This is a genomic window from Microbacterium sp. (assembly GCF_049650565.1).
In the GTDB taxonomy this organism is placed as follows: Bacteria; Actinomycetota; Actinomycetes; order Actinomycetales; family Microbacteriaceae; genus Microbacterium.
In genome coordinates, this window is record NZ_JBASAK010000028.1 from 24078 (window position 1) to 50426 (window position 26349).

General features: G+C 69.7%; 25 protein-coding genes. 23 read left to right on the forward strand and 2 right to left on the reverse strand.

Annotated features, from left to right (window positions below; all coding sequences use genetic code 11):
- The first annotated feature begins 18 nt into the window (after positions 1 to 18).
- The 14 genes from WA967_RS04345 to WA967_RS04410 all read left to right on the forward strand — a co-directional run bounded on the left by WA967_RS04345 (position 19) and on the right by WA967_RS04410 (position 13752).
- Positions 19 to 1431: a UDP-N-acetylmuramoyl-tripeptide--D-alanyl-D-alanine ligase gene (locus WA967_RS04345; protein ID WP_424419666.1), complete on the forward strand. Its 1413-nt coding sequence runs from the start codon at positions 19 to 21 to the stop codon at positions 1429 to 1431.
- On the forward strand, positions 1428 to 2537 hold the full coding sequence (gene mraY / locus WA967_RS04350; protein WP_424419667.1) for a phospho-N-acetylmuramoyl-pentapeptide-transferase: 1110 nt from the start codon (positions 1428 to 1430) through the stop codon (positions 2535 to 2537). The genes WA967_RS04345 and mraY overlap by 4 nt, the downstream gene beginning before the upstream one ends.
- A gap of 3 nt (positions 2538 to 2540) precedes the next feature.
- Complete coding sequence (gene murD / locus WA967_RS04355; protein ID WP_424419668.1) at positions 2541 to 4079, forward strand: UDP-N-acetylmuramoyl-L-alanine--D-glutamate ligase; 1539 nt, start codon at positions 2541 to 2543, stop codon at positions 4077 to 4079.
- A complete protein-coding gene (locus WA967_RS04360) occupies positions 4048 to 5262 on the forward strand; it encodes an FtsW/RodA/SpoVE family cell cycle protein (protein WP_424419669.1) in 1215 nt (404 codons plus the stop codon). The genes murD and WA967_RS04360 overlap by 32 nt, the downstream gene beginning before the upstream one ends.
- Positions 5259 to 6332 carry a UDP-N-acetylglucosamine--N-acetylmuramyl-(pentapeptide) pyrophosphoryl-undecaprenol N-acetylglucosamine transferase gene (locus tag WA967_RS04365; protein WP_424419670.1) on the forward strand — a complete coding sequence of 358 codons (1074 nt, stop codon included), beginning with the start codon at positions 5259 to 5261 and terminating at the stop codon, positions 6330 to 6332. The genes WA967_RS04360 and WA967_RS04365 overlap by 4 nt, the downstream gene beginning before the upstream one ends.
- 12 nt (positions 6333 to 6344) lie before the next feature.
- Complete coding sequence (gene murC / locus WA967_RS04370; RefSeq protein WP_424419671.1) at positions 6345 to 7745, forward strand: UDP-N-acetylmuramate--L-alanine ligase; 1401 nt, start codon at positions 6345 to 6347, stop codon at positions 7743 to 7745.
- Positions 7746 to 7832: 87 nt separating this feature from the next.
- The gene (locus tag WA967_RS04375; RefSeq protein ID WP_424419672.1) at positions 7833 to 8681 is read left to right on the forward strand and encodes an FtsQ-type POTRA domain-containing protein; all 849 of its coding nucleotides are present in this window, start codon (positions 7833 to 7835) and stop codon (positions 8679 to 8681) included.
- Positions 8682 to 8844: 163 nt separating this feature from the next.
- On the forward strand, positions 8845 to 9996 hold the full coding sequence (ftsZ, locus tag WA967_RS04380) for a cell division protein FtsZ (protein WP_424419673.1): 1152 nt from the start codon (positions 8845 to 8847) through the stop codon (positions 9994 to 9996).
- Positions 9993 to 10673 (forward strand): YggS family pyridoxal phosphate-dependent enzyme, encoded by a 681-nt coding sequence (locus tag WA967_RS04385; RefSeq protein ID WP_424419674.1) that lies wholly within the window; start codon positions 9993 to 9995, stop codon positions 10671 to 10673. Before ftsZ ends, WA967_RS04385 begins: the two co-directional genes overlap by 4 nt.
- Positions 10674 to 10717: 44 nt before the next feature.
- The gene (locus WA967_RS04390) at positions 10718 to 11185 is read left to right on the forward strand and encodes a cell division protein SepF (RefSeq protein ID WP_424419675.1); all 468 of its coding nucleotides are present in this window, start codon (positions 10718 to 10720) and stop codon (positions 11183 to 11185) included.
- A 2-nt stretch (positions 11186 to 11187) separates the two neighbouring features.
- Entirely contained in the window at positions 11188 to 11484 is a 297-nt protein-coding gene (locus tag WA967_RS04395) for a YggT family protein (RefSeq protein WP_424419676.1), read from the forward strand.
- A 147-nt stretch (positions 11485 to 11631) separates the two neighbouring features.
- Positions 11632 to 12222, forward strand: a complete 591-nt coding sequence (locus WA967_RS04400) for a DivIVA domain-containing protein (RefSeq protein ID WP_424419677.1) — start codon at positions 11632 to 11634, stop codon at positions 12220 to 12222.
- Between the two features lie 67 nt (positions 12223 to 12289).
- Positions 12290 to 12811, forward strand: coding sequence for a signal peptidase II (gene lspA, locus WA967_RS04405; RefSeq protein ID WP_424419678.1), 522 nt, complete (start codon positions 12290 to 12292; stop codon positions 12809 to 12811).
- A 2-nt stretch (positions 12812 to 12813) separates the two neighbouring features.
- Entirely contained in the window at positions 12814 to 13752 is a 939-nt protein-coding gene (locus WA967_RS04410) for an RluA family pseudouridine synthase (RefSeq protein ID WP_424419679.1), read from the forward strand.
- A gap of 3 nt (positions 13753 to 13755) precedes the next feature.
- Here WA967_RS04410 and WA967_RS04415 read toward each other — a convergent pair whose 3' ends face one another.
- Entirely contained in the window at positions 13756 to 14355 is a 600-nt protein-coding gene (locus tag WA967_RS04415) for a TetR/AcrR family transcriptional regulator (protein WP_424419680.1), read from the reverse strand.
- 94 nt (positions 14356 to 14449) lie between these two features.
- Between WA967_RS04415 and WA967_RS04420 the strand changes: the two genes are divergently transcribed.
- The 8 genes from WA967_RS04420 to WA967_RS04455 all read left to right on the forward strand — a co-directional run bounded on the left by WA967_RS04420 (position 14450) and on the right by WA967_RS04455 (position 24207).
- On the forward strand, positions 14450 to 15067 hold the full coding sequence (locus tag WA967_RS04420) for a DUF6230 family protein (RefSeq protein WP_424419681.1): 618 nt from the start codon (positions 14450 to 14452) through the stop codon (positions 15065 to 15067).
- Entirely contained in the window at positions 15058 to 15504 is a 447-nt protein-coding gene (locus WA967_RS04425; RefSeq protein WP_424419682.1) for a DUF6114 domain-containing protein, read from the forward strand. Before WA967_RS04420 ends, WA967_RS04425 begins: the two co-directional genes overlap by 10 nt.
- Positions 15501 to 16247 (forward strand): hypothetical protein, encoded by a 747-nt coding sequence (locus WA967_RS04430; RefSeq protein ID WP_424419683.1) that lies wholly within the window; start codon positions 15501 to 15503, stop codon positions 16245 to 16247. Before WA967_RS04425 ends, WA967_RS04430 begins: the two co-directional genes overlap by 4 nt.
- Positions 16248 to 16297: 50 nt before the next feature.
- Positions 16298 to 19816 carry a DNA polymerase III subunit alpha gene (gene dnaE, locus WA967_RS04435; RefSeq protein WP_424419684.1) on the forward strand — a complete coding sequence of 1173 codons (3519 nt, stop codon included), beginning with the start codon at positions 16298 to 16300 and terminating at the stop codon, positions 19814 to 19816.
- Between the two features lie 100 nt (positions 19817 to 19916).
- Positions 19917 to 21350, forward strand: coding sequence for a hypothetical protein (locus WA967_RS04440; protein WP_424419685.1), 1434 nt, complete (start codon positions 19917 to 19919; stop codon positions 21348 to 21350).
- Positions 21295 to 22686 (forward strand): histidinol dehydrogenase, encoded by a 1392-nt coding sequence (hisD, locus tag WA967_RS04445; RefSeq protein WP_424419686.1) that lies wholly within the window; start codon positions 21295 to 21297, stop codon positions 22684 to 22686. The genes WA967_RS04440 and hisD overlap by 56 nt, the downstream gene beginning before the upstream one ends.
- 11 nt (positions 22687 to 22697) lie before the next feature.
- Positions 22698 to 23162: a transcriptional regulator NrdR gene (gene nrdR, locus WA967_RS04450; protein WP_424419687.1), complete on the forward strand. Its 465-nt coding sequence runs from the start codon at positions 22698 to 22700 to the stop codon at positions 23160 to 23162.
- A gap of 22 nt (positions 23163 to 23184) precedes the next feature.
- Positions 23185 to 24207, forward strand: a complete 1023-nt coding sequence (locus WA967_RS04455) for a quinone-dependent dihydroorotate dehydrogenase (RefSeq protein ID WP_424419688.1) — start codon at positions 23185 to 23187, stop codon at positions 24205 to 24207.
- Between the two features lie 30 nt (positions 24208 to 24237).
- On the opposite strand, the gene WA967_RS04460 is transcribed toward WA967_RS04455, so the two are convergent.
- Complete coding sequence (locus WA967_RS04460; RefSeq protein WP_424419689.1) at positions 24238 to 24801, reverse strand: DUF3043 domain-containing protein; 564 nt, start codon at positions 24799 to 24801, stop codon at positions 24238 to 24240.
- Between the two features lie 44 nt (positions 24802 to 24845).
- Here WA967_RS04460 and WA967_RS04465 point away from each other — a divergent pair, with 44 nt between their 5' ends.
- Positions 24846 to 26261, forward strand: coding sequence for a dipeptidase (locus WA967_RS04465; protein WP_424419690.1), 1416 nt, complete (start codon positions 24846 to 24848; stop codon positions 26259 to 26261).
- Positions 26262 to 26349: the final 88 nt, after the last annotated feature.

Consider the following 26349-nt stretch of genomic DNA (forward strand, 5'->3'; position numbering starts at 1 on the left):
GCGCAGGAAGACTGATCTATGATCGCGCTGTCGCTCGCACAGGTCGCCGAGATCCTCGGCGGTGAGCTGCACCTCGCCGGTGCGGATTCGCCGCAGACCGTCGTCTCGGGTTCGGTGGACACCGACTCCAGGGAGATGGCGGCCGGATCGATCTTCGTGGCGAAGCCGGGTGAGACCACCGACGGGCACCTGTTCGTGGACGCCGCCGTCGCGAACGGCGCGACCCTGGCGATCGTCGAGCACGTCGTCGACGCGGCCGTCTCCCAGATCGTCGTCGCGGATGCCGTGCAGGCTCTCGCCGACCTCGCCCGTGCGGTGGTCGCACGCGTGCGGGATGCCGGACGGCTGAGGATCGTGGGGATCACCGGCTCCAATGGCAAGACCACCACGAAGAACATGCTGGCGCGCATCCTGCAGGACGAGGGTGAGACCGTCGCGCCCATCCGCTCCTACAACAACGAGGTCGGCGCACCGCTGACCATGCTGCGGGTGACCGACTCCACCCGCTATCTCGTCAGCGAGTTCGGTGCGGCGGGGCCGGGCAGCATCGCGCGCCTCGCGGGCCTCGTCGAGCCCGATGTGGCGGTCGTGCTGATGGTGGGCATGGCGCACGCCGGTGGCTTCGGCGGAATCGAGGCCACCGCCAAGGCGAAGTCCGAGCTCGTGCAGGTCGCTCGGGCCGGTGGCGCAGCCGTGCTGAACACCGACGATCCTCGCGTGTGGGCCATGCGCGAGCTGGCCGCGGAACGAGGGCTGGACGTGGTGGGCTTCGGGCAGTCGCCCATCGCCGACGTGCGCGCCGAAGATCTCACGGTGTCGGCCTCCGGCACCACGAGCACCATCGTGCACGGAGCGGAGCGGCTCTCGCTGCACCTGCAGGTGCTGGGCGCGCACCACGTCTCCAACGCGCTGGCGGCCATCTCCGCCGCGAGCGTGCTGGGCGTGCCCGTCGCGTCATCGATCGCGCGGCTCGAGACCGTCCAGATCGCCGAGCGCTGGCGCATGCAGCCGATGGGCAACGAGCACGTGCGCATCATCAACGACGCGTACAACGCCAGCCCCGACTCCATGGCCGCCGCCCTGCGCACGCTCGCGCAGATCACGGGTCCGGGGGAGCGCACCGTCGCCGTCCTCGGCGCGATGAGCGAGCTGGGCGAGGCCTCGGGCGAGGAGCACGACAAGATCGGCCTGCTGGCCGTGCGCCTGAACATCCAGCGCATCGTCGTCGTGGGGGCGGAGGCCCGCAGGCTCTACCTCGCCGTCGTCGGCGAGGGCTCCTGGGACAGCGAGGCCGTGCACATCCTCGATCAGGATGCCGCCTTCGAATACCTGCGCGGCGAGCTGCGCGACGGCGACCGCGTGCTCGTGAAATCGTCGAACTCCGTCGGGCTCAGGCATCTCGGCGATCGTCTGGGAGAATTGTTCTCGTGAGGTCCCTTCTTATGGCGACGGCGGTGTCGCTCGCCTTCTCGCTCTTCCTGACGCCGGTGTTCCTGAAGGGCTTCCGGCGCATCGGGTGGGGCCAGGTGATCCGCACGCCCGAGAACATCGCCAATCCCAGTCACGCGGCCAAGCGCGGCACACCCACGATGGGCGGCGTGATCTTCATCCTGGGCACGATCGTCGGCTACTTCGCCGGCACGTTCTTCGGCGGCATGACGCCAGGACTGTCGGCCATCCTCGTGCTGTGGCTGATGGTGGGCTTCGGCGCGGTGGGCTTCATCGACGATTACATGAAGGTGCGCAGCCAGCGCAGCCTGGGCCTGTCCGGCTGGCGCAAGGTCGTCGGGCAGCTTCTCGTGCTGGTGCCCTTCGCCGTGGTCGGATTGAACTTCCCCAACGAGTTCGGCCAGTTCCCGGCCAGCGGCTCCGTATCGCTGTTCCGCGACATCTCCTGGCTGAACCTGTTCGCCTTCGGCGCCGTGCTCGGCTGGATCCTGTACCTGATCTGGATCGCCGTGATCGGCGTGGCGACCTCCAACAGCGTCAACCTCACCGACGGCCTGGACGGACTGGCCGCGGGCTCCGGCATCTTCGTGGTGGGCTCCTACGGGCTCATCGCGTTCTGGCAGTTCAAGCAGCTCTGCGTGGGCGAGGGCGCCCACGCCGTCGGCTGCTACGAGGTGCGCGAGCCCCTCAACCTCGCGATCGTGGCCGCGGCGTTCGTCGGCGGCCTGATCGGCTTCCTGTGGTGGAACGCGCCCAAGGCCAAGGTGTTCATGGGCGACGTCGGCTCGATGGCCATCGGCGGCGTGATCACGGCTCTGGCCGTGCTGACCCGCACCGAGCTGCTGCTGCTGATCATCGCAGGCATCTTCGTGCTGTCCTCCGGCTCGGTCATCCTGCAGCGGGCGTATTTCAAGATCACCGGCGGCAAGCGGCTGTTCCTGATGAGCCCCTTCCACCACCATCTGGAGATGCGCGGCTGGGCCGAGGTCACCATCGTGGTGAGGCTGTGGATCATCGCAGGCCTGCTGGCGGCATCCGCGGTCGGGCTGTTCTACGTCGACTGGTTCGCTCAGGCGACGGCGAGCTGAGCCATGGAGATCGCTGAACGACTCGACGCGCTGACCAGCTGGCACGCGGACTGGAAGGGCCTGCGCGTCGCCGTGCTGGGGCTGTCCGTGACCGGCTTCTCCACCGCGGACACGCTCACCGAGCTGGGCGCCGAGGTGCTGGTGCTCTCCGAGAGCGCCAAGGAGGAGTACGCGCGGCTGATCCCCGTGATCGGCGCGCGCCTCGAGCTGGGCTCGCTGACGGAGGTGCCGGAAGCGCTCCGCGAATTCGCGCCCGAGGTGGTCATCGCCTCGCCTGGCTTCCCGCCCACGCATCCGCTGATCGAGTGGACGATGCAGCAGGGCATCGCGCTCTGGGGCGATGTGGAGCTGGCCTGGCGCGTGCGCGACAAGGTTCTGCGCGCCGACGGCAGGCCCGCCGAATGGATCCTGATCACCGGAACCAACGGCAAGACCACCACCACGCAGCTGACCGCCACGCTGCTGAACTCCGGCGGGCTGCGTGCGGCGCCGTGCGGCAACATCGGCATCCCCGTGCTGGACGCGGTGCGCGACCCCGGCGGCTTCGACGTGCTGGTCGTCGAGCTCTCCAGCCACCAGCTCTGGTACCTGGGGCGGTCCGCACCGGCGGGGCAGCTGATCCCTCACGCAGCCACCTGCCTGAACCTCGCCGACGATCACCTGATCTGGCACGGCAGCGCCGAGGCCTACCGGGCCGCCAAGGCGTTCGTGTACCGCAACACCAGGGTCGCCTGCGTGTACAACAAGTCCGACCCGGCCACGCTGCGCATGGTCGAGGAGGCCGACGTCGTCGAGGGCGCGCGCGCCATCGGGTTCGACCTCGGCACGCCGGGGCCCAGCGACGTGGGCGTGGTCGACGGCATCCTCGTCGACCGCGCGTTCCACGACGACCGGCGGCACAGCGCGCTCGAGCTGACCACCGTCGCCGAGCTGGCCTCCGTGGGCCTGTCGGCCCCGCACACCGTGCAGAACATCCTGGCGGCCTCGGCACTGGCGCGCTCGCTGGGCGTCGAGCCCGCCGACATCCACGACGCACTGCAGACGTTCACCATGGACGCGCACCGCATCCAGATCGTGGCCGAGCACGGCGGCATCCGCTGGGTGGACGACTCCAAGGCCACCAACCCGCACGCCGCAGCCTCGTCGCTGCGGGCGTACCCCGGTGCGGTCTGGATCGTCGGCGGTGATCTCAAGGGCGTCGCCCTCGGCGACCTGGTCGAGCATGCAGGCTCCACTGCGAGCGCCGCCGTGGTGATCGGCGCGGACCGCGAGCCCGTGCTCGCGGCATTCCGGCGACACGCGCCGCACGTGCCGGTCGCAGAGGTCGTCCCCGCCGACACTGGAGAGGTCATGGATCGCGTGGTGGAGCTCGCCGCAGGGATGGTCGATGGCGAGGGCACGGTCCTGCTGGCCCCCGCCGCGGCATCCTTCGACCAGTTCCGCAGCTACGCGGACCGGGGAGAGCGCTTCGCCGCGGCGGTGCGCGCATGGATCGAACGGGGGAGCGCTGATGACGCAGACGGCTCGCCCGCCACGCACTGACGGCGCCGCGTCGGGCGGCGGACTCGCCGCGCGTGTCTCGTTGGGCCGCCTGTTCACGGTCCCGTCGACCGAGTTCGTGATGATCGCCTCCACGGCGGTGCTGCTGACCATCTTCGGTGTGGTGATGGTGCTCTCCGCGACCAGCGCCAACCCGAAGGGTCCGCTGGACGCGGCGCTGCGGCAGGGGACGTTCGCCGTCATCGGCATCCCGCTGATGTACGTGATCAGCAGACTGCCGGTGCGGTTCTTCCAGAGGATGGCCTGGCCGGTGCTGCTGGGCGCCATCGCATTCCAGCTGCTGGTGTTCATCCCGGCCCTGAGCGTGTCCTCGTACGGCAACACGAACTGGGTGAGGATCGGCGGCGTGCAGCTGCAGCCCTCCGAGTTCCTCAAGCTCGCCCTGGCCTTGTGGATCGCGTTCGTCCTCATGCGCAAGCAGGCCAAGCTCGGCACCTGGCACCAGGTCTTCATCCCCGTGGTGCCGGTCGCGGGCCTCGCCATCGGCACGGTGATCGCCGGCGATGACCTGGGCACCGTGATGGTGCTGGTGATGGTCGTGATGGGGTGCCTGTTCTTCTCGGGCGCCAAGCTGCGGATGTTCATCCTCCCGCTGCTGCTGGGCGTGGTGCTCGTGGCGGGCTTCGCGTTCACCAGCAAGAACCGGATGAGCCGGATCCTGTCCGCCTTCAACCCGGCCGCATGCGACCCGTCCAACGGGTGCTACCAGGCAGTGCACGGCATGTGGGGGATGGCCAACGGCGGGATCTTCGGCGTGGGGCTCGGCAACTCGCAGGAGAAGTACTGGCTGCCCGCCGCCTCCAACGACTTCATCTTCGCCATCATCGGCGAGGAGCTCGGACTGCTGGGCTGCCTGCTGGTGCTCGTGCTGTTCGCCGTGTTCGCGGTGGGCGTCTTCCACGTGATCCGCAAGACCGACGACCCGTTCATCCGCATCGCCGCCGGCGGCATCGTGGTGTGGATCATCGGGCAGGCGCTGTTCAACATCGGCGTGGTCCTGCGCATCTTCCCGGTGATGGGCGTCCCGCTGCCGTTCATGTCGCAGGGCGGCACCTCGCTGCTGTCGGTGATGATGGCGTGCGGCGTGCTGCTGGCGTTCGCGCGCACGATCCCCGCCACGCGCAAGGGCGCCCCCGCAGCTCGAACGGGTAGGGTCGCGAGGTGACCACGTACCTCCTGGCCGGCGGTGGCACCGCCGGCCATGTCAATCCGCTGCTCGCCGTCGCCGATCTGCTGCGCGAGCGCTCAGGCGACTCCGTGCTCGTGCTGGGCACCGAAGAGGGCCTGGAGTCCAGGCTGGTCCCTGCCCGCGGCTATGAACTGCTGATCGTCGACAAGGTGCCCTTCCCGCGGCGTCCGAATCGCGCGGCGCTCGCGTTCCCCTGGCGGTTCCGCCGTGCCGTGGCACAGGTCCGCGCGCACATCCGCGAGCATCGTGTGGATGTGGTCGTCGGCTTCGGCGGATACGCGTCGGCTCCCGCGTACATCGCCGCGCGTCGGGAGCGCATTCCCTACGTCGTGCACGAGGCCAACGCCAGACCGGGCCTCGCCAACGTCCTGGGCGCGCGTCGTGCGGCCGCCGTCGGCGTGGCCTTCGAGGGCACCCCGCTGCGCCGGGGCGAGACGGTCGGCATGCCGCTGCGCCGCGAGATCGTCGAGCTGGATCGCGCGGCTCTGCGCGCCGAGGCGGCGGCGGAGTTCGGACTGGATCCCGATCGCCCGGTGCTGCTGGTGTTCGGCGGCTCGCTGGGCGCCGTGCGCCTGAACCGCGCCTTCGCGGACTCCTGGCGGGACGTGCTGGATGCCGGCTGGCAGCTGCTGCACGTCACGGGAGAGCGCAGCGAGCTGGTGGATCCGCAGGTGCCCGGCTACGCCATGCGCCGCTACGTCGACCGGATGGAGCTGGCGTTCGCGCTGGCGGATCTCATCGTGTCGCGCTCGGGCTCGGCCACGGTCAGCGAGATCAGCGCGCTGGGGATGCCCGCGCTGTACGTGCCGTACTCCGTCGGCAACGGCGAGCAGCGGCTCAATGCGGCATCCGCCGTCGGGGCCGGCGCCGCCGAGCTGCTGGACGACGAGACGTTCAGCGGCGACGTCGTGCGCGAGCACGTGATCCCGCTGCTGCACGATCGCGCGCGCATCGCACGGATGGCCCGGGCCGCCGCCCGGGTGGGCACCCGCACGGGCGCGGAGAACGTCGTGGCCCTCATCGATCGTGCGCTGGCGGAAAAGTAGACTGGTTCCGACATGATCAGACCCGACCTCACCCTCCCCATCCCCGAGACCATCACCGCAGCGCACTTCATCGGCATCGGCGGTTCCGGGATGAGCGGACTGGCCAGGATGTTCCTGGATGCCGGCATCCGCGTCTCCGGCTCCGACCGCGCCGACAGCGCCAACCTGCGCGCTCTGGCGGCCGCCGGTGCCACTGTGCACATCGGACACGACGCCGCCTACCTGGGGGATGCCGACACGGTCGTGCACACCGGCGCGATCTGGCCCGAGAACCCCGAGTTCCTGGCCGCCAAGGAGCGCGGCCTGCATGTGATCCACCGCTCGCAGGCGCTGCACTGGCTGATCGGAGCGCACCGGCTGGTGTCGATCGCCGGCGCCCATGGCAAGACCACCTCCACCGGGATGATCGTGACCGCGCTGCAGGCGCTGGGTGCGGACCCGAACTTCGTCAACGGCGGCGTCATCGAGCAGCTGGGCGTCTCCAGCTCCTCCGGCGCCGACGAGCTGTTCGTCATCGAGGCCGACGAGTCCGACGGCACGTTCCTGCTGTATCGCACATCGGTGGCGCTGATCACCAACGTCGACCCCGACCATCTGGACTTCTACGCCGACGAGGACGCGTTCTACGACGCGTTCGTGCGCTTCGGGAACGAGGCCTCCGAGGCCGTCGTGATCTCCAGCGACGACCCGGGCGCGCTGCGCGTGCACGCGAGTCTCGCGCACGACACCGTGATCACCTTCGGCCGCGCGGAGGGCTCCGACCTGCGCATCACCGACATCGACACCACGGGACCGGTCGCGGCGACCCTCACGCGCGGCGGCGAGAGCGTGCGGATGCAGTTGGCGGTGCCCGGCGCGCACAACGCGATCAACGCCGCCGGCGCCGTGGCGGTGCTGATGACCCTGGGCTACGGCCTGGCCGAGTCCGCGCAGGCGCTCAGCGGCTTCGCGGGCACGGTGCGCCGTCTCGAGCTGCACGGCGAGGCCCGAGGCGTGCACGTCTACGACGACTACTCGCACCACCCCACCGAGGTGCGCGCGGCGCTGGAGGCCATCCGCGGCATCGCGGGCGCAGGACGGGTCATCGCCATCCAGCAGCCGCACACCTACTCCCGCACGCAGCAGATGTACCGCGAGTTCGCCCAGGTGCTCGAGGAGCTGGCCGACCACACGGTCATGCTCGACGTGTACGGCGCGCGCGAGGACCCGGTGCCCGGCGTGACCGGCGAGCTGGTCAGCGGCGCGTTCGCCCACGCCTCGCACGTGCACTACGTTCCGGACTGGCAGGAGGCCGCCGACTACACCGCCCGGATCGCCCGCGACGGCGACGTCGTGGTGACGCTCGGCTGCGGCAACGTGTACCAGATCATCCCGCAGGTGCTCGACTCGCTCCGGAAGACGCCCGAGGTCTGAGACATGCGTCGTCCGGCTCCGCTCCCGGCTCCTGCGCAGGAACCGGCCGAGGTCGTGCCTCAGGCGCGGCCGGGAAGGCGCACCCGGGTGAGCGAGCAGGAGCCGGATGCGAGGACGGACGCGGATGCCGCGGAGGCCGCATCCGAGGAGGCCGACTCGGCGGATGCCGGCGTCGATGCCCCCGTGCGCAGCAGCGACGTGTGGCGCGCGGCTCGTGCCAGGCGCAGGGCGCTGCGGGCGGAGATCCGGCGGTTCACCCAGCGCTCGCGTCGTCGGAGGCTGGTCTGGTGGTGCTCGATCGGCGCAGTCCTCGCCCTGATCCTCGGCAGCGTCGTCGCCGCGTACAGCCCGCTGTTCGCGGTCGAGAGGATCACGGTCGCCGGCGCGCGCGGGGTGGACGCCGCCGCGGTGCAGCAGGCGCTGCGGGGGCAGATCGGCTCGCCGCTGGCGCTCATCGACCAGAGCGCCGTCAAGTCCGCGCTGACCCCGTTCCCGATGATCGAGTCGTATGCGCTGGAGGCCCGCCCTCCGCATGAGCTGCTGGTGCGCATCGTCGAGCGCACGCCGGTCGGCGTGATCCCCTCGGATGCCGGCTACTCGCTGGTCGATGCGGCCGGGGTCGTGCTGGCCACCACCGAGAAGAAGCCCGACGGGCAGCCGGTGCTGAGCATCGACGGCGGCCCCGGTGGTGCGGCATTCCGCAGCGCGGGCCTCGTGGTCCGCTCGCTGCCCGCCGATCTGCGCAGCCAGCTGAAGCAGGTCGGCGCGACGTCGGGCGACGACGTCACGCTCACCCTGCAGGACGGCCGGATCATCGTCTGGGGGAGTGCTGATGAGTCGGCGCAGAAGGCGATCGTGCTGGTGGCACTCATGAAGGGCGCACCCGGCGGGCACACCTACGACGTGTCCGCGCCCACCGTCCCGGTCGTGCGGTGACGGCGTGCGACACCAGATAGCGACGACACGCCGTGTCGGTGCGGGCGCGCGCGCGGCTTGCGCTTACCGTCGATGACGAGAACGCAATACCGGGAAACAGTTTAACCCTCTCCTTGAGGTTTAAGGTTTGTCCCTCGTCAGGCTCGAATAACGGAGGCCGGCCATGAGCCAGAACCAGAACTACCTCGCCGTGATCAAGGTCGTCGGCGTCGGCGGTGGCGGCGTCAACGCCGTCAACCGCATGATCGAACTCGGGCTCCGCGGGGTCGAGTTCATCGCCGTGAACACGGATGCGCAGGCGCTGCTCATGAGCGACGCCGACGTCAAGCTCGACGTGGGCCGCGAACTCACCCGCGGTCTCGGTGCGGGCGCGGATCCCGAAGTCGGCCGCCGCGCCGCCGAGGATCACCTCGAGGAGATCGAGCAGGCGCTGACGGGTGCCGACATGGTCTTCGTCACCGCCGGCGAGGGCGGCGGCACCGGCACCGGCGGCGCTCCGGTCGTGGCGCGCATCGCCAAGTCGATCGGCGCCCTGACCATCGGCGTCGTCACCAAGCCGTTCTCGTTCGAGGGTCGCCGTCGTCAGAGCCAGGCGGAGGCCGGAGTGGCCAAGCTGAAGGAGGAGGTGGACACCCTCATCGTGGTGCCCAACGACCGCCTCCTCGAGATCAGCGACCGCGGCATCTCGATGATCGAGGCGTTCGCCACGGCCGACCAGGTGCTCCTCGCCGGTGTGCAGGGCATCACCGACCTCATCACCACGCCGGGACTGATCAACCTCGACTTCGCCGACGTCAAGTCGGTCATGCAGGGTGCGGGCTCCGCGCTGATGGGCATCGGCTCGGCGCGCGGCGCCGACCGGGCCATCAAGGCCGCGGAACTGGCCGTCGAATCCCCGCTGCTGGAGGCGTCGATCGAAGGTGCGCACGGCGTGCTGCTGTCGATCCAGGGCGGTTCGAACCTGGGCATCTTCGAGATCCACGACGCGGCCGAGCTCGTCAAGGAGGCCGCGCATCCCGAGGCCAACATCATCTTCGGCACGGTCATCGACGACACGCTCGGCGATGAGGTGCGCGTGACCGTGATCGCGGCCGGATTCGACGGCGGCGAGCCGCTGCCGAAGCCCGAGCTGCTGGTGGACGTGAAGCGCCCCGCGTCGCAGACGCTGCCCGAGGTCGAGCTGCCCGGTGCCGTCGAGGAGACGGACATCGAGTCCACGCGCACCGTCTCTCCGAAGCCGGCGCCCGTCGCATCCGGTTTCGAGCCCGGATTCGGGAGCGACGACGACCTCGACGTGCCCGAGTTCCTGAAATGACACTCGCCGCGCGGCTCTCGGCGATCGACGAGCGCATCGCCGAGGCCGCGCGGCGGTTCGGCCGCGACCCCGGGGAGATCACCCGGATCGTGGTCACCAAGTTCCACACCGCCCGGCTCGTGCGCGACCTGCACGCGCTCGGCGTGCGCGAGCTGGGTGAGAACCGCCAGCAGGAGCTGACGGCCAAGCGCGAGTCCCTCGCTGATGTCCAGGACATCCGCTGGCACTTCATCGGGCAGGCGCAGACCAACAAGGCCGCCGCGATCCGCCGGGCATCCGACGTCGTGCACTCGGTCGACCGGGTGCGGCTCGCGGATGCCCTGCATCGCGCCGCAGACGACGATCGCGTGCTGGACGTGCTGGTGCAGGTCAATCTCACCGACGATGCCGGTCGAGGCGGCACCTCGACGGCTGAGGCCGAGGCGCTGGCCGAGCACGTGCTGGGCCTGGACACGCTGCGTCTGCGCGGCGTGATGGCCGTCGCCCCGCTCGACGAGGATCCGTCATCGGCCTTCGCGCGGCTGCGCGCGGTCGCCGACCGCATCCGCCTCCTCGCCCCGGAGGCGACGTGGATCTCGGCGGGGATGACCAACGACTTCGTGCAGGCCGTCGAGGCCGGCGCGACACACCTGCGGATCGGTTCCGCAATCACCGGACCGCGCCCCGACCGGGGTTAATCTGAATGCCAGACCAGCCCGAACCGTTCGAACCGGAGGACACGATGGGTAACCCGTTGAAGAAGACCATGGTGTATCTCGGCCTCGCCGACGAGGAAGAGGGATACGAGGACGAGGCCGTGCAGGCTCCTGTCCGCGCATCGCGTGAGCGCGAGCACGAGCGCGAGGAGCAGGCCCCTGCGCCCGTCACCCCGCTGCGCCGTCCGACCGCCGTGCGCCAGCCCGCCGCGGGCGCGGTCAACGAGATCCTCACCGTGCACCCCAAGCAGTACCGCGACGCGCAGGTCATCGCCGAGAACTTCCGTGACGGCATCCCGGTGATCATCAACCTGTCGCAGATGAGCGATGCCGAGGCGCGACGCCTGATCGACTTCGCCAGTGGACTGTCGCTCGGGCTGTACGGGCGCATCGAACGGGTCACCAGCAAGGTGTTCCTGCTCTCGCCGGAGAACATCGCGGTGTCGGGTCAGGGCGGCATCGCCCAGGCGAGCTCCGCCTCGTTCGACTCCTGACCTTGTCGACCGTCCTCGGCACCATCGGCGGCATCGCCGAACTGGTGCTGACGCTGTACCTGCTCGTGCTCATCGTGCGGCTGGTGCTGGAGTACATCCCGCTGTTCGTGCGCGGGTGGCGTCCGAAGGGCGCGGGTCTGGTCGCGGCCGAGGTGGTCTTCACGATCACAGACCCGCCCATCCGGTTCTTCCGGCGCCTGGTCCCGCCCATGCGGATGGGCACGATCTCGCTGGATTTCGGCTTCGCGCTCACGATGATCGTGGTGCTGATCCTGATGACGATCGCCGGCGCCCTGTGACCCCTCGAGGCTGACTCCCGGACATCGCGCCGCACAGACTGGGGGGCTATGCTTGGCTCCCAGACGCGCGCCGCGGGTACGCGTCGGCAGAACACCACGCCATCTTCAACGACTGGCGAGAAGAACTCATCGAAAGAGGAGCCACCCATGGCACTTACCCCGGATGACGTCGTCCACAAGGAGTTCCAGCACGTCCGATTCAAGGACGGCTTCGACCCCGAAGAGGTCGACGACTACCTCGACGAGATCGTCGTTGAATGGCGCAAGACCATCGAGGAGAACAACGAGCTGAAGTCGAAGCTCGCCGCCCTCGAGGCCGGCCAGAGCTCGCAGCCGGTCGCCGAGACCCCTGCCGTCTCGGCTCCCGCCGCGCCGGCCGCACCCACTCCCGCGCCCGTCAGCGGCGCATCTGCCACCGGCACCTCCGCGGGCATCATCGAGCTGGCTCAGCGCCTGCACGACGAGCACGTCGCCGAGGGCGAGGCCAAGCGCAAGCAGCTCATCGCCGAGGCCGAGGCCGAGGTCTCCCGCATTCGCACCCAGGCCGAGGCCAAGCAGCGCGAGGAGTCCGCACGACTCGAGCGCGAGCGCAACACCCTCGAGAGCCGCATCACGGAGCTGCGCGAGTTCGAGCGCGATTACCGCAGCAAGCTCCGCACCATGATCGAGGGCCAGCTGCGCGACCTGGACCAGAAGTCGGGCTCCGACTCGACTCCCGTCTCGGCCATCGGCCTGTAGGTCACTCTTGGCAGGACGTCGTCCCCTTCGACGGTCGGCGGCCGGAGCGATCGTCGCGATTCTCGCGATGGTCGTCCTGGCCGCCGATCAGTTCGTGAAGCATCTCACCATCGAGCACCTCCCGTCTGAGAAGGCGGTGCCCGTGCTGGGGGAGTTCCTCCAGCTGTTCTACATCCGCAACTCCGGCGCCGCGTTCTCCATCGGCGCGGACATGACCTGGATCTTCACGATCGCCCTCTCTGCGGTGGCCGTCGTCATCGTGTGGAAGACGCTGGGCGTGCGCTCCCGACTGTGGGCCGTGGTGCTGGGCTGTCTGCTGGGCGGCGTGCTGGGAAACCTGACCGATCGGCTTCTCCGCGAACCCGGCTTCGCCGTCGGGCATGTCGTGGACATGATCTCGATGCCGTGGATGATCCCCGCGATCTTCAACGTCGCCGACATGTTCATCGTCACCGGCATGATCTCCGTGGCGCTGCTGGTGGTGGTCGGCCTTCGCCTGGACGGCACGCGCGAGCGCGACCATGCGAAGGACACGGCTGACGCGGATGCCGCGGGCCAGGCCGCGACATCGGCCGCGACAGAGGGCTGAGCATGGTCTCCTCGCGCAGCCTGCCCGTCCCCGACGGGCTGGAAGGCTCCCGCGTCGACGCCGCCCTGGCGAAGATGCTGGGCTTCTCCCGCACCTTCGCCGCCGAGGTGGCGGAGGCGGGCGGCGTCGTGCTGGACGGTGCGGTGCTCGGCAAGTCCGATCGGCTGCGCGCCGGCGGCTGGCTCGAGGTCACCTGGACGCCGAAGCAGGAGCCGCAGGTCGTGCCCATCGCCGTCCCCGAACTGGGGATCGTCTACGACGACGACGACATCGTGGTGGTGGACAAGCCCACCGGCGTCGCCGCGCATCCGTCGGTCGGCTGGGAGGGCCCCACGGTGGTCGGAGCCCTGGCCGCGGCCGGGTTCCGCGTCGCCACCAGCGGCGCCGCCGAGCGAGCGGGCGTGGTGCATCGGCTGGACGTCGGCACCAGCGGCCTGATGGTGGTCGCGAAGACGGAGCAGGCGTACACCGTGCTCAAGCGCGCCTTCAAGGAGCGCACGGTGCAGAAGATCTATCACGCCGTCGTGCAGGGGCATCCCGATCCGCTGGCCGGCACCATCGACGCGCCGATCGGGCGGCATCCGCACCACCACTGGAAGTTCGCGGTCGTGGCGGACGGCAAGCCCTCGGTGACCCATTACGAGACGCTCGAGGCGTTCCCGCGCGCGTCGCTGCTGGAGATCCACCTGGAGACCGGGCGGACGCATCAGATCCGCGTGCACATGGCAGCCCACCGGCATCCGTGCGTCGGCGACCCGCTGTACGGCGCCGACCCGACGCTGTCTGCGCGGCTGGGGCTGACCAGGCAGTGGCTGCACGCGCATCGGCTGTCGTTCACGCACCCGGCGAACGGGGAGTGGGTGAGCTTCGAGTCCCCGTATCCCGCGGACTTCGTGCACGCCCTCGAGGTGCTCGATCCCGGGCGCTCCTCGGCGCAGTGAGCCTCAGAGGTCGAGCTCTCCGGCTGAGGCGACCACACCGTCGAGCGTGCCCACCAGGAAGCGCACGACGTCAGCAGGCGGCGTGTCGCGCTCGACGAGCAGGCTGATCAGGGACTCCTCGGTGAACGCCACCCAGGCGCGCAGCGCCATGCGCAGCGCGGGGGAGTCCGGGGCGCCGAGCTCGGTGAACGCCTCCACGAGACGCTCGGCGTTGCGCACGCGCGATTCGTCCACCACGGCTCGCACGGTGGAATCCCCGCTGGCGATGCCCCGCACCAGCGAATGGAACGTGCCCTGGTGCTGCTGCACGAATTCGGCGATGCGCAACAGCGTGTCGCGGAGCCGCTCGTGCGGTGGGAGGTCGGGACGGGGCTCGGTGGCCTGCAGGAGGCTGTCCCTGGCGGTGGCGATCACGGCGAGATGCATGCCCTGGCGCGTGTCGAAGTAGTGGAACACCAGCGGACGGGACACGCCGGCCTGCCGGGCCAGCGCCTCCATCGTCAGCTCGTCGAGGGTGTGATCGGCGAGAAAGTTCACGCCCGCGGCGATGAGCTGGGCTCGGCGCTGGTCCGGGGTGAGTCGGGCGCGGCGCTCTGCAGGCATGAGCCGATCCTATCGGCGAGTGGTATTGACTCGTAGTCAATGAGCGGTATTCTGGCACGAGCGTCGATGTCGACGCGACCGACCAGGAGGATCGATGAAGTTCCGCAGCCCGAAGAAACTGATCACGAAGGCCACCAGCACCCACGCGGGCCGCATCACGCTCGCAGCCGTCCCGGTCGGCATCGTCGCCGCCGTGCTGATGGGCGGTGTCGCGCAGGGGCAGGTGCCCGTGTCGTTCGCCGTGTCTGGCAGTCAGTTCCAGATCAGCGCCAGCCAGCTGGAGGGGACCGGGTTCTCGCAGTACGCCGGCGTCACGAAGGACACCGAGGGCGGCGAGCACTCCGTGGCCATCGCGAACATCAAGAGCGCGACGCTCGCAGACCTGTGCCAGTCGGTCGTCTCCGAGACCCCGCTCGGCAAGGTCGGCGTGCTGATCAAGGCCGGCGGAGGCGGGAATCCCGCCAGTGCCTCCGACCTGCAGATCGGCATGACGGGCCTGAAGGGTGACGCGTCGTTCGGCGCCATCCGCATCGGCGTGGACGCGTCGACGGTCAACACCAGTGCCAAGGGCTCCGCCGGCGACTTCGCCCAGGATGCCGACACCGTCAGCATCAAGAACCTGCAGCAGACCGCGTGGAGCACCCAGGCATCCGTCTTCACCCTCACCGGGATGACGCTGGAGCTCACGGACGGATCGCAGGGATGCTTCTGAGCGACGAGATCGAGCAGACCTCGGAGACGACGATGACGGATGCCGAGCAGAGCGGTACGCCGGGCTTCCGCGCCTGGAGCCGCCGGCGACCGCTGATCGGCGGCGCGCTGCTGGTGATCAGCGGCATCGAGATGTTCTTCTCGGGACAGCTGGACTTCGGCGAACTGCACATCCAGCTCGGCATCGAGGGCCTGCAGGCCACGATCATCCCCATCCTGCTCGTGCTGCTGGGCGTGCTGGCCGTTCTGATGCCCGCTCATCACGTCTTCTACGGCGTGATCGCCCTGGCCGTCGCGCTGTACTCCCTGGTGGGCGTGAACCTCGGCGGATTCATCATCGGGATGCTGCTGGGCTGCATCGGCGGGATCATCGTCGTCGCCTGGATGCCGGGGCGCGTCACCCGTCGTGACCGACGGCGTGCGGAGCAGGCGTCGTGAAGCGATCGTCGCGCTGGAGCACGGTCGCAGCAGCGGCCGTGTGCATGCTGTGCACGCCGCTGATGGTGGGCGCGGCGTCGGCCGCACCGGCAGCCGTCCGCCCCGCGCTGTGCATCCCGCTCATCTGGTGTCCGAAGCCGAGCCCGACGCCGACGCCGACGCCTTCCGCTCCGGCATCCGGGAGTCCGATCCCGGGCATCCCGCTTCCCGGCACGACCACGCCCCCGGTGGAATCGCCCGACGGCGCGCCGCCGGACGTGCAGACTCCGGGCGAGGCGACGCCGACCCCGGCTCCGACGCCGGCCGTGCCCGACGACAGTGCTCCGGTGTTCACGAAGACGCCCGCGCAGATGTCCTCGAAGGGGCTGTCGTTCACGGGACTGAAGTCCATCTCGCTGGTCACCGTCCCCACGATCGACGGCAGCCGCATCACGGTGCTGAAGATCAGCGCTGACACCATCACCATCACCGGGTTCTCGCTCTCGGTGCGCCCGCCTGAGAAGGACGGGCTCGTCACCGACGCCGACACCATGTCGCTGAAGGGCCACGTCTCGGTGTATCTCGGATCGCTGACGGCCACGGGCGCGGACGGGCAGACGCTCGTGCAGCTCGGCGCCGACACCCCGCCGTCACTGGACGACGTGGAGCCCGGTCTGTTGCACGTGAACATGGGCCTCGTGGGCACCATCGCCGACTCGATCAGCTACACCGGCACCGACCAGAGGATGGTCGCGGCGAAGTGACCCGCCCGGCATCCGGCTCCCTCGTCGGACGCCCCGGGTAGGCTCGTTCCATGGCCTCCGACTCCTTCGTGCACCTGCATGTCCACAGCGAGTACTCCATGCTGGACGGTGCCGCGAAGATCGGTGCGATGACCCAGGCCGCAGCCGAGTACGGGATGCCGGCCATCGCCGTCACCGACCACGGCAACACGTTCGCGGCCTTCGAGTTCTACAAGGCGGCCAATGCCGCCGGCGTCAAGCCGATCATCGGGCTGGAGGCGTACGTCACCCCGGGCACGCACCGCAGTGACAAGTCCCGCGTGGCCTGGGGATCACCGGATCAGAAGAGCGATGACGTCTCCGGTTCCGGTGCGTACACGCACATGACGCTGTGGAGCGAGAACACGCAGGGCATGCACAACCTGTTCCGGCTCAGCTCGCTCTCCAGCATCGAGGGCTACTACTTCAAGCCGCGCATGGACCGCGAGCTGCTGCAGAACTACCACAAGGGCCTGATCGCCACGACGGGATGCCCGTCGGGGGAGATCCAGACCCGCCTGCGGCTGGGGCAGTACGATGCCGCGCGCGCGGCAGCCGCGGAGTTCCAGGACATCTTCGGCAAGGAGAACTACTTCTGCGAGATCATGGACCACGGCCTCGCCATCGAGCGCCGCGTGACCGGCGATCTGCTGAAGCTGTCGAAGGATCTCGGCATCCCCCTGGTGGCCACCAACGATTCGCACTACACGCACCAGCACGAAGCCGACGCGCACGAGGCGCTGCTGTGCGTGCAGTCCGGCTCCACCATGGACGACCCGAATCGCTTCAAGTTCGACGGCGACGGGTACTACATCAAGACCGCGCAGGAGATGCGCCAGCTGTTCCGCGACCACCCCGAGGCGTGCGACAACACGCTGCTGATCGCCGAGCGCTGCGAGGTGGAGTTCGACACCGAGGCCAACTACATGCCGGACTACCCGGTGCCCGAGGGCGAGACCGAGGAGACCTGGCTGGTCAAGGAGGTCGAGCGCGGCCTGAACTACCGCTACCCCGACGGCATCCCGCACGAGGTGCGCGAGCGCGCCGAGTACGAACTGGGCATCATCCTGCAGATGAAGTTCCCCGGCTACTTCCTCGTGGTCGCCGACTTCATCAACTGGGCCAAGGACCACGGCGTGCGCGTCGGCCCGGGCCGCGGCTCCGGCGCAGGGTCGATGGTGGCGTACGCCATGAGGATCACCGACCTCGACCCACTGAAGCACGGACTCATCTTCGAGCGCTTCCTGAACCCCGACCGTGTCTCGATGCCGGACTTCGACGTCGACTTCGACGATCGCCGCCGCACCGAGGTGATCGACTACGTCACCGAGAAGTACGGCGCCGACCGCGTGTCGCAGATCGTCACCTACGGCACCATCAAGTCCAAGCAGGCGCTGAAGGACGCCGGTCGCGTGCTGGGCTTCCCGTTCAGCATGGGGGACAGGCTGACCAAGGCCATGCCCCCGGCAGTGATGGGCAAGGACATGCCGCTGAGCGGAATGTTCGATCCCGAGCATCCGCGCTACAAGGAGGCCAGCGAGTTCCGCGCACTCATCGACACCGATCCGGAAGCCAAGACGGTCTTCGATCGGGCGCTGGGGCTGGAGGGTCTGAAGCGGCAGTGGGGCGTGCACGCCGCCGGTGTGATCATGTCCTCGCACACGCTGCTGGACATCGTGCCGATCATGAAGCGCGAGCAGGACGGGCAGATCGTCACGCAGTTCGACTACCCGTCCTGCGAGACGCTCGGTCTGATCAAGATGGACTTCCTGGGGCTGCGCAACCTCACGATCATCTCCGACGCCCTGGACAACATCCGCACCAACCGCGGTGAGGAGCTCGACCTCGAGCACCTCACCATCGAGGACCATGCCGCCTACGACCTGCTGACCCGCGGCGACACGCTGGGCGTCTTCCAGCTCGACGGCGGAGCCATGCGCGCCCTGCTGCGCCTGATGAAGCCGGACAACTTCGAGGACATCTCGGCCGTCATCGCGCTGTACCGCCCGGGACCGATGGGCGCCAACTCGCACACCAACTACGCGCTGCGCAAGAACGGCCTGCAGGAGATCACCCCGATCCATCCCGAACTCGAGGAGCCGCTGCGCGAGATCCTGGAGGGCACGTACGGCCTGATCATCTACCAGGAGCAGGTGATGGCCATCGCGCAGAAGGTGGCCGGGTTCAGCCTCGGCCAGGCAGACATCCTGCGCCGCGCGATGGGCAAGAAGAAGAAGTCCGAGCTGGACAAGCAGTACGCCGGCTTCCACCAGGGCATGATCGACCGAGGATTCAGCGAGGCCGCCATCAAGGCGCTCTGGGACATCCTGCTGCCGTTCTCGGACTACGCCTTCAACAAAGCCCACTCCGCCGCCTACGGTCTCGTCTCGTACTGGACCGCGTATCTGAAGGAGCACTACCCGGCCGAGTACATGGCGGCGCTGCTGACCAGCGTCGGGGACTCCAAGGACAAGATGGCGCTGTACTTGAACGAGTGCCGCCGCATGGGCATCCGGGTACTGCCGCCGGACGTGTCCGAGTCGATCAACTTCTTCGCCGCAGTCGGAGAGGACATCCGCTTCGGCCTCGGCGCCGTGCGCAACGTCGGCAGCAACGTCGTCGACGGCATCGTGCAGGCCCGCAAGGACGGCAAGTACACGTCCTTCCACGATTTCCTGCACCGCGTGCCCCTGCACGTCTCGAACAAGCGCACCGTGGAATCGCTGATCAAGGCCGGTGCCTTCGACTCGATGGGCGACACGCGGCGTGCGCTGCTGGAGATCCACGAGGACGCGGTCGAGGCGGCCGTGGACCGCAAGCGCAACGAGGCCCAGGGCGCCATCGGCTTCGACTTCGACAGCCTGTACGACGACATGGAGGAGGCCGCTCCCGCGAAGGTGCCAGAGCGCCCGGAGTGGATCAAGAAGGACAAGCTGGCCTTCGAGCGCGAGATGCTCGGCCTGTACGTGTCCGACCACCCGCTGGCGGGCCTGGAGGTGCCGCTGGCCAAGCACGCCTCGATCTCCATCCACGACCTGCTCACCTCCGAGGATCTGCAGGACGGCGACCAGGTGACCATCGCGGGACTGGTCACCAGTGTGCAGCATCGCATCGCCAAGTCCAGCGGCAACCCGTACGGCATGATCACCGTCGAGGACTTCAACGGCGAGGTGACGGTCATGTTCATGGGCAAGACCTACACCGAGTACCAGCATCTGCTGCAGCAGGACTCGATCCTCGCTGTGCGCGGACGCATCTCGCGCCGCGACGACGGCCTGAATCTGCACGGCCAGTCGGCGTTCGCACCCGACATCGGCTCGTTCGACGCGGCGGGCCCGCTCGCGCTGCAGGTGGCGGAGCAGCGCGCCACCGAGCGCACCATGACGGACCTGGCGGAGATCCTGCGTCGCCACAACGGGGAGACCGAGGTTCTGCTGCGGGTGCACCGCGGCGGCTCCGCGAAAGTGTTCGAGGTGCCGATGCCGGTGAAGGTCTCCGCCGACCTGTTCGGCGATCTGAAGTCTCTGCTCGGGCCCACCTGCCTCGGGTGACCGGCGTCGTGGAGTGAAACCTCTCCCAGGTTGCCCAGGCCCTGCTGAGTAGGATCGGGACGCGCGGGAACCCGTGACCGCGACGAAAGGAAAGCATTCGATGAGCCTCGAGTACGCCGATGACGGACCCGAGGTCGACGCTGACCTCCTGGCGGCCGACGACGTGGATGGCGCTGACGACGTGGATGGCGCCGATGATGACGCGGTGTACTACGAGGAGCAGGTGACGCCGGAATACGGCATCCTCGGCGTCACACTGCGCGAGCTGATCATCGTCGGCGCATGGACGGTGGCGTTCGTGGTCTCGTTCTTCCCCATCGTCTCGGGCGGCGGATCGATCTGGACGCTCGGGATCGACTGGGTGCTGGCCATCGGCGTGCCGACGGTCGCCGTGTTCCTGATCGTGCTGCGCCGCTTCTCCCCGCAGGGGATCCGCCGGGTCGGATCGCTGGGCATCGACCAGTTCGCCTCGGTCGCGGCCTCGGTCGCGGCCATGGTCTGGGCCGGCCTGGTATGGAAGCAGGTCGCCGCCACCATCGAGATCGGCGCGTTCCTGATCGGCTGGGTGCCCATCGTCGCCTGCATCGCCGCGCTGGCCCTGGTCGCCGCGACCGTCGCGGCTCCGCTGATCCCGCGGCTGCGCGACGACTTCGAGGGGCGGATGGAGACCCTCGCGCATCGCAGCGCGAACCCCATCCGGCCCGTCATCTCCCGCCCGCGCCCTGCGCCGGTCACTGCGTCGGATGCGGGCGAGTCCGGGCAGGCGGCTGCCGGGGACGAGGCCTCGTCCGCCGCTGAGGACGCACCCGCTCTCGTGGATGCGCCCGCTCTCGAGGACGTGCCCGCTCTCGAGGACGCGCCCGCGGCAGCCGCCGAGCAGGAGGACGCGCTGACTGTGGTGCTGGCGGATGCCGTGCCCGGGACGGATGCCTCGCCCTGGGCATCGCCGATGGAACCCGCCGTCGAGGAGGCCGCAGCCGGAGCAGTCGAGGATGACTCGACCCGAGTGCTCGACCTGCCTGTGCTCGACAGCACCCCGGCGGACAGCACTCCGGTGGACAGCACTCCGGTCGCCGTCGAGCCTCCGGCACCGCCTCAGCCGGCACATGACGACCGAGCTCCCGGTATCGCGGACTCTCACCGTGACCCCGACGTCGCCTACACCGACCCGATCGGCGCGCTGAACGACATCTTCGACGCAGCCGAGGCCGACGGCGCCGATGTCGATGGCGCCGAGTACGAGGCCGGCAGCTCCGCGGCAGACGAACTGCCGTTGCGCCGCACGCGCAACGAGCAGGCGCGCGCCGCGCAGGCGGACAGCGCGGGGAGCGCGACGCCGACTGCCGGCGCCCCGTTCTGGGTGCTGGCCGGCACGGAGCGCGACGTGCTGGACGAGCAGGGGCATCCGCTGTTCCGCATCGGACCCGACGCCTGGACTCTCGTGATCGAGGATCGCGGCGGCGCGTTCGTGGTCCGACATGACGACGGCCGCATCGGCTATCTGCACGACCTCACCGACATCACGAAGGGCTGACACGTTGCGCACCATCGATCTCCGCGGCAGAACACTCACTCCCGCGGACATGCTCGCCGCCGTCCCCCGCGCCTCGAAGGCGCGCGCCGCGGCTCTCGCCGCCGCCACGCAGATCGTCGAGGACGTGCGCACGCACGGCGAGGCCGCGCTGCGAGAACAGGCCGATCGATTCGATCACGTGACGGGTCATGCCCTCCGCGTGCCCGCCGAGCACCTCTCCGAGGCGATCGCGACCGTGGACCCCGAGGTGCGCACTGCGCTGGAGACCGCCATCGCACGGGTCCGACGCGGCTCCGCCGCGCAGGTGCCCGCCCCGCAGACCACCGAGCTCGGCCCCGGTGCCCGCATCGTGCAGCGGTGGCAGCCCGTGCACCGCGCGGGCGTCTACATCCCCGGCGGCAAGGCGCCGCTGGCATCCAGCGTGGTCATGAACGTCGTGCCGGCGCAGGTGGCCGGCGTCTCCAGCATCGCCCTCGCCTCCCCGCCGCAGGCCGCCTTCGATGGCCGAGTGCACCCGACGATCCTCGCCGCCGCAGCCCTCCTGGGCATCGAGGAGGTCTACGCCATCGGCGGCGCCGGCGCCATCGGCGCCCTGGCGTACGGCGTGCCCGAGATCGGGCTGGATCCGGTGGACGTGGTCTCCGGCCCGGGGAACAACTACGTGGCCTCCGCCAAGCGCGCGGTCGCCGGCGTGGTCGGCACCGACTCGGAGGCGGGGGCCACCGAGATCCTCGTGGTCGCGGATGGGCACGCCGACCCCGACCTCGTCGCCGCCGACCTGGTCAGTCAGGCCGAGCACGACGAGCAGGCCTCGGCCGTGCTGGTCACGGACTCCGCAGGCCTTGCGGAGCGGGTCGCGGAGCGCGTCGTCGCGCGAGCGGGGAGCACTCGTCACGCCGAGCGCGTGGCGGCCGCACTCGCCGGCCCGCAATCCGCGATCGTGCTGGTCGATGACGGCGCGCAGGCCTGCGCGTTCAGCAACGCCTACGCGCCCGAGCACCTCGAACTGCACCTGGAGGACGCCGAGCAGGCCGCCGAGCGGTTCACCAGCGCCGGCGCCGTGTTCGTCGGCGATCAGACCCCGGTCAGCCTCGGCGACTACATGGCCGGCAGCAACCACGTGCTCCCGACCGGGGGACAGGCGAGGTACGCGTCGGGCCTGGGCGCCTACACCTTCCTGCGTCCGCAGCAGGTGATCCGGTACGACCACGCCGCGCTCGCCCAGGTGCGCGCGGGGGTCGTCGCGCTGTCCGGTGCGGAGATCCTGCCCGCGCACGGCGAGGCCGTCGAGGCCCGGTTCGCCGCGCACTCAGAGGGCGCACAGGCTGCCGAGTAGGCTGAGGGATCATGCACTGCCCGTTCTGCAGACATCCGGACTCCCGGGTTATCGACTCCCGCACCAGCGATGACGGCCTGTCGATCCGCCGCAGGCGGCAATGCCCCGAGTGCGGCGGACGCTTCTCCACGACCGAGACGGCCAGCCTGATGGTCATCAAGCGGTCCGGTGTGCTGGAGTCGTTCAGCCGCGACAAGGTGATCTCCGGCGTCCGCAAGGCCTGCCAGGGCAGGCCGGTCACCGAGGCCGACCTGGCCGTCCTCGCCCAGAAGGTCGAGGAGGCCGTGCGCCAGACCGGGGTGTCTCAGCTGGACACCAACGAGATCGGGCTGGCCATCCTCGGCCCCCTGCGTGAGCTCGACGAGGTGGCATACCTGCGCTTCGCCAGCGTGTACCAGGAGTTCGACTCGCTGGAGGACTTCGAGCGCTCGATCAGCGAGCTGCGCGCCGATCACGTCGCGTCGAAGGCCGAGTGATCCGACCGGTACTCTGGCAGTGATGTATCCGCTGCTCTTCCGCCACGTCCTCTCGCACCTCGATCCCGAATTCGCGCATCACGCCGCTATGACGGTGATCCGCGTGCTCGGCGCGCGTCCGTTCTGCTGGGCCACGCGCGCACTGACCGCTCCGTCGCCGGAGCTGCAGGTGCAGGCGCTCGGTCTGACGTTCCCGTCGCCGTTCGGGGTGGCCGCGGGCTTCGACAAGAACGCCGTCGGCGTGCGCGGCCTGGACGCCCTGGGCTTCGGCCACGTCGAGGTGGGCACCGTGACCGCCATCCCGCAGGACGGCAATCCCAAGCCGCGGCTGTTCCGACTGGTACCCGACCGTGCGGTCATCAACCGGATGGGCTTCAACAACGACGGCGCCGGAGCCGCCGCGCGCCGGCTGGCTGAGCTGCGGCGCCGTGCGCCGCAGGCGGTGATCGGCGCCAACATCGGCAAGAGCCGCGTGGTGGCCGTGGATGACGCCATCGACGACTACGTGGCCTCCGCCACGATCATCGCCCCGCTCGCGGACTACCTGGCCGTCAACGTCTCGTCCCCGAACACGCCGGGTCTGCGCGGCCTGCAGGCCGTGGAGACGCTCGCACCGCTGCTGCGAGCCGTGAAGGCCGCGGCCGGGGACACGCCCCTGCTGGTGAAGATCGCCCCCGACCTGTCGGATGAGGAGATCACGGGGATCGCGCGTCTGGCGGTCGCCGAGGGTCTGGCCGGCATCATCACGCACAACACGACCATCGGACGCGAGGGGCTGAAGACCGATCCGGCGGTCGTCGAGGCCGCCGGCGCCGGAGGGCTCTCCGGGGCGCCGCTGAAGGAGCGCTCGCTCGAGATGCTGGCCCTGGTGCGCTCGGTCGTCCCCGCGGAGTTCTGCGTCATCGCCGTCGGCGGCGTGGAGACCGCGGAGGATGTGCGGAAGAGACTGGATGCCGGTGCCACCCTCGTGCAGGGCTACACGGCGTTCCTGTATCGCGGGCCGTTCTGGGCGCGCGAGATCAACCGAGGCCTGCGCGGCCGCTGAGCGACGCGCCCGACGAGCGGGCGGAGCGGCTCAGTCCGGGTACTGGCCGCGCTTGGCCTGCGGCTTCGGCAGCCGCATGAAGCGCATCTGCATGGAGCGCATGGCGGCGTACCAGCCCAGGCCCTTCTCACGCCGCGCTGCGCCGAACTTGTCGGATGCCTTGCGCTTGACGCGCATGCTCAGCAGCACCATGTCCATGACGGCCAGCAGCACGTACACCCACAGCCCGATCATGGCCCAGATCTGCACGCTGGGGATCGGAGTGAGGTTCAGCAGGATGACCGCCAGCATGGCGGCCATCAGCCACTCGGAGATGTGCCAGCCGGCATCCACGTAGTCGCGCACCCAGCGGCGCTGCGGCCCCTTGTCGCGCGCGGGAAGGTACTTGTCCTCGCCGCGCTCCATCCCGATCCGCGCGCGCTCACGGCGTGCCTGCAGATCGGCCTTGGCAGCGGCGCGGGCCTCCTTGGTGTTGGCGACCAGCGGGCGCCGGTTGGCGGCCTCACGCTCGGCGCGCGTCGGCGTCGCACGTCCCTTCCCCGCGGTGGGCGTCTCGGGGGCGTCGTCGTTGGCGGAGGGGGTGGGCTTGGGCACGTTCGACCTCAGTTCGGAATCGGGTTCGCCTTAAGATTACTCGCATGACCTCGTCTTCATCGTCGGCTTCGCCGGCATCCGAATCCGCCGTCCTCGAGGCGGTCGCCCTCGGCATCCCGGCCGCCCTGTCCGACCTCGGATCGCTGGTGCGGATTCCGGGCATCGCCTGGCCCGCGTTCGATCAGACCCAGCTGGAGCGCAGCGCCGCCGCAGTCGCCGACCTCGCGCGCAGCACCGGCGTCTTCGATGAGGTGCGGGTCCTGCGCGCGCACGTCGACGACACCGAGGAGCTCGGGCAGCCGGCGGTGCTCGCCACGCGCGCCGCGCGAGGCGGCAGGCCCACGATCCTGCTGTACGCGCACCACGACGTGCAGCCCCAGGGCGCCGACGAGCTGTGGGAGACCCCGCCGTTCGAGCCCACCGTGCGCGACGGCCGGCTGTACGGACGCGGCGCGGCCGATGACAAGGCCGGCATCATGGCCCACATCGCCTCGCTGCGCGCCGTCGCCGAAGTGCTCGGCGACGACCTCGACCTGGGCGTCGTGCTGTTCATCGAGGGGGAGGAGGAGTACGGCTCCCGCTCCTTCGCGCGCTTCCTGCGCGACAACGTCGACGCGCTGCGCGCGGATGCGATCGTGGTGGCCGATTCCGGCAACCTCGACTCGCACACCCCCGGCCTGACCGTCTCGCTCCGCGGCAACGCGCGCTTCGCACTGCGCATCCGCACCCTGGACCACGCCTCGCACTCCGGCATGTTCGGGGGAGCGGTGCCGGACGCCATGATGGCCGCGACCAGGCTGCTGTCGACGCTGTGGGATGCCGACGGCGCCGTCGCCGTCGAGGGGATGACCGCTCGCGGCGGCGAGACGCCCGCATACACGGAGGACACGCTGCGCGCGGAGACCGGGCTGCTCCCGGGCGTCTCGCCGGTCGGACGCGACGACATCCTCGGCCGCATCTGGAACAAGCCGTCCATCACCGTCACCGGGATCGACGCGACCAGCGTCGCGCAGGCCTCCAACACCCTGCTGCCCGAGGTGACCGTCGTCATCAGCGCGCGCGTCGCGCCGGGCCAGGACTCCAGGGACGCCTACACGGCCGTGCACGACCACCTCGTGGCGCACGCGCCGTTCGGCGCCGAGCTGACATTCTCCGACGTGGATCTCGGCGACGGCTTCCTCGTGGACACCAGCGGCTGGGCGGTCGAGCTGACCAGGGGCGCCATGGCCGATGGCTACGGCGTGCCGCCCGTGGACCTCGGCGTGGGCGGATCCATCCCCTTCATCGCCGACCTCGTGCGCACCTTCCCGGGCGCGCAGATCCTGGTGACCGGCGTGGAGGACCCGCACTCCCGTGCGCACAGCCCCAACGAGTCCCTGCACCTGGAGACGTTCGGCAACGCCGTGCGCGCCGAGGCGCTGCTGCTGACCCGCATGAACGCCCGCACCGCAGCATCCTGAACCTCGTGCGGAACCGCCCGGGATCCGGGACCTCCGGGCGCGTCCCGGCGGTAGGATCGGGTAGGCGCAGCAACACCGTGCTGCACGT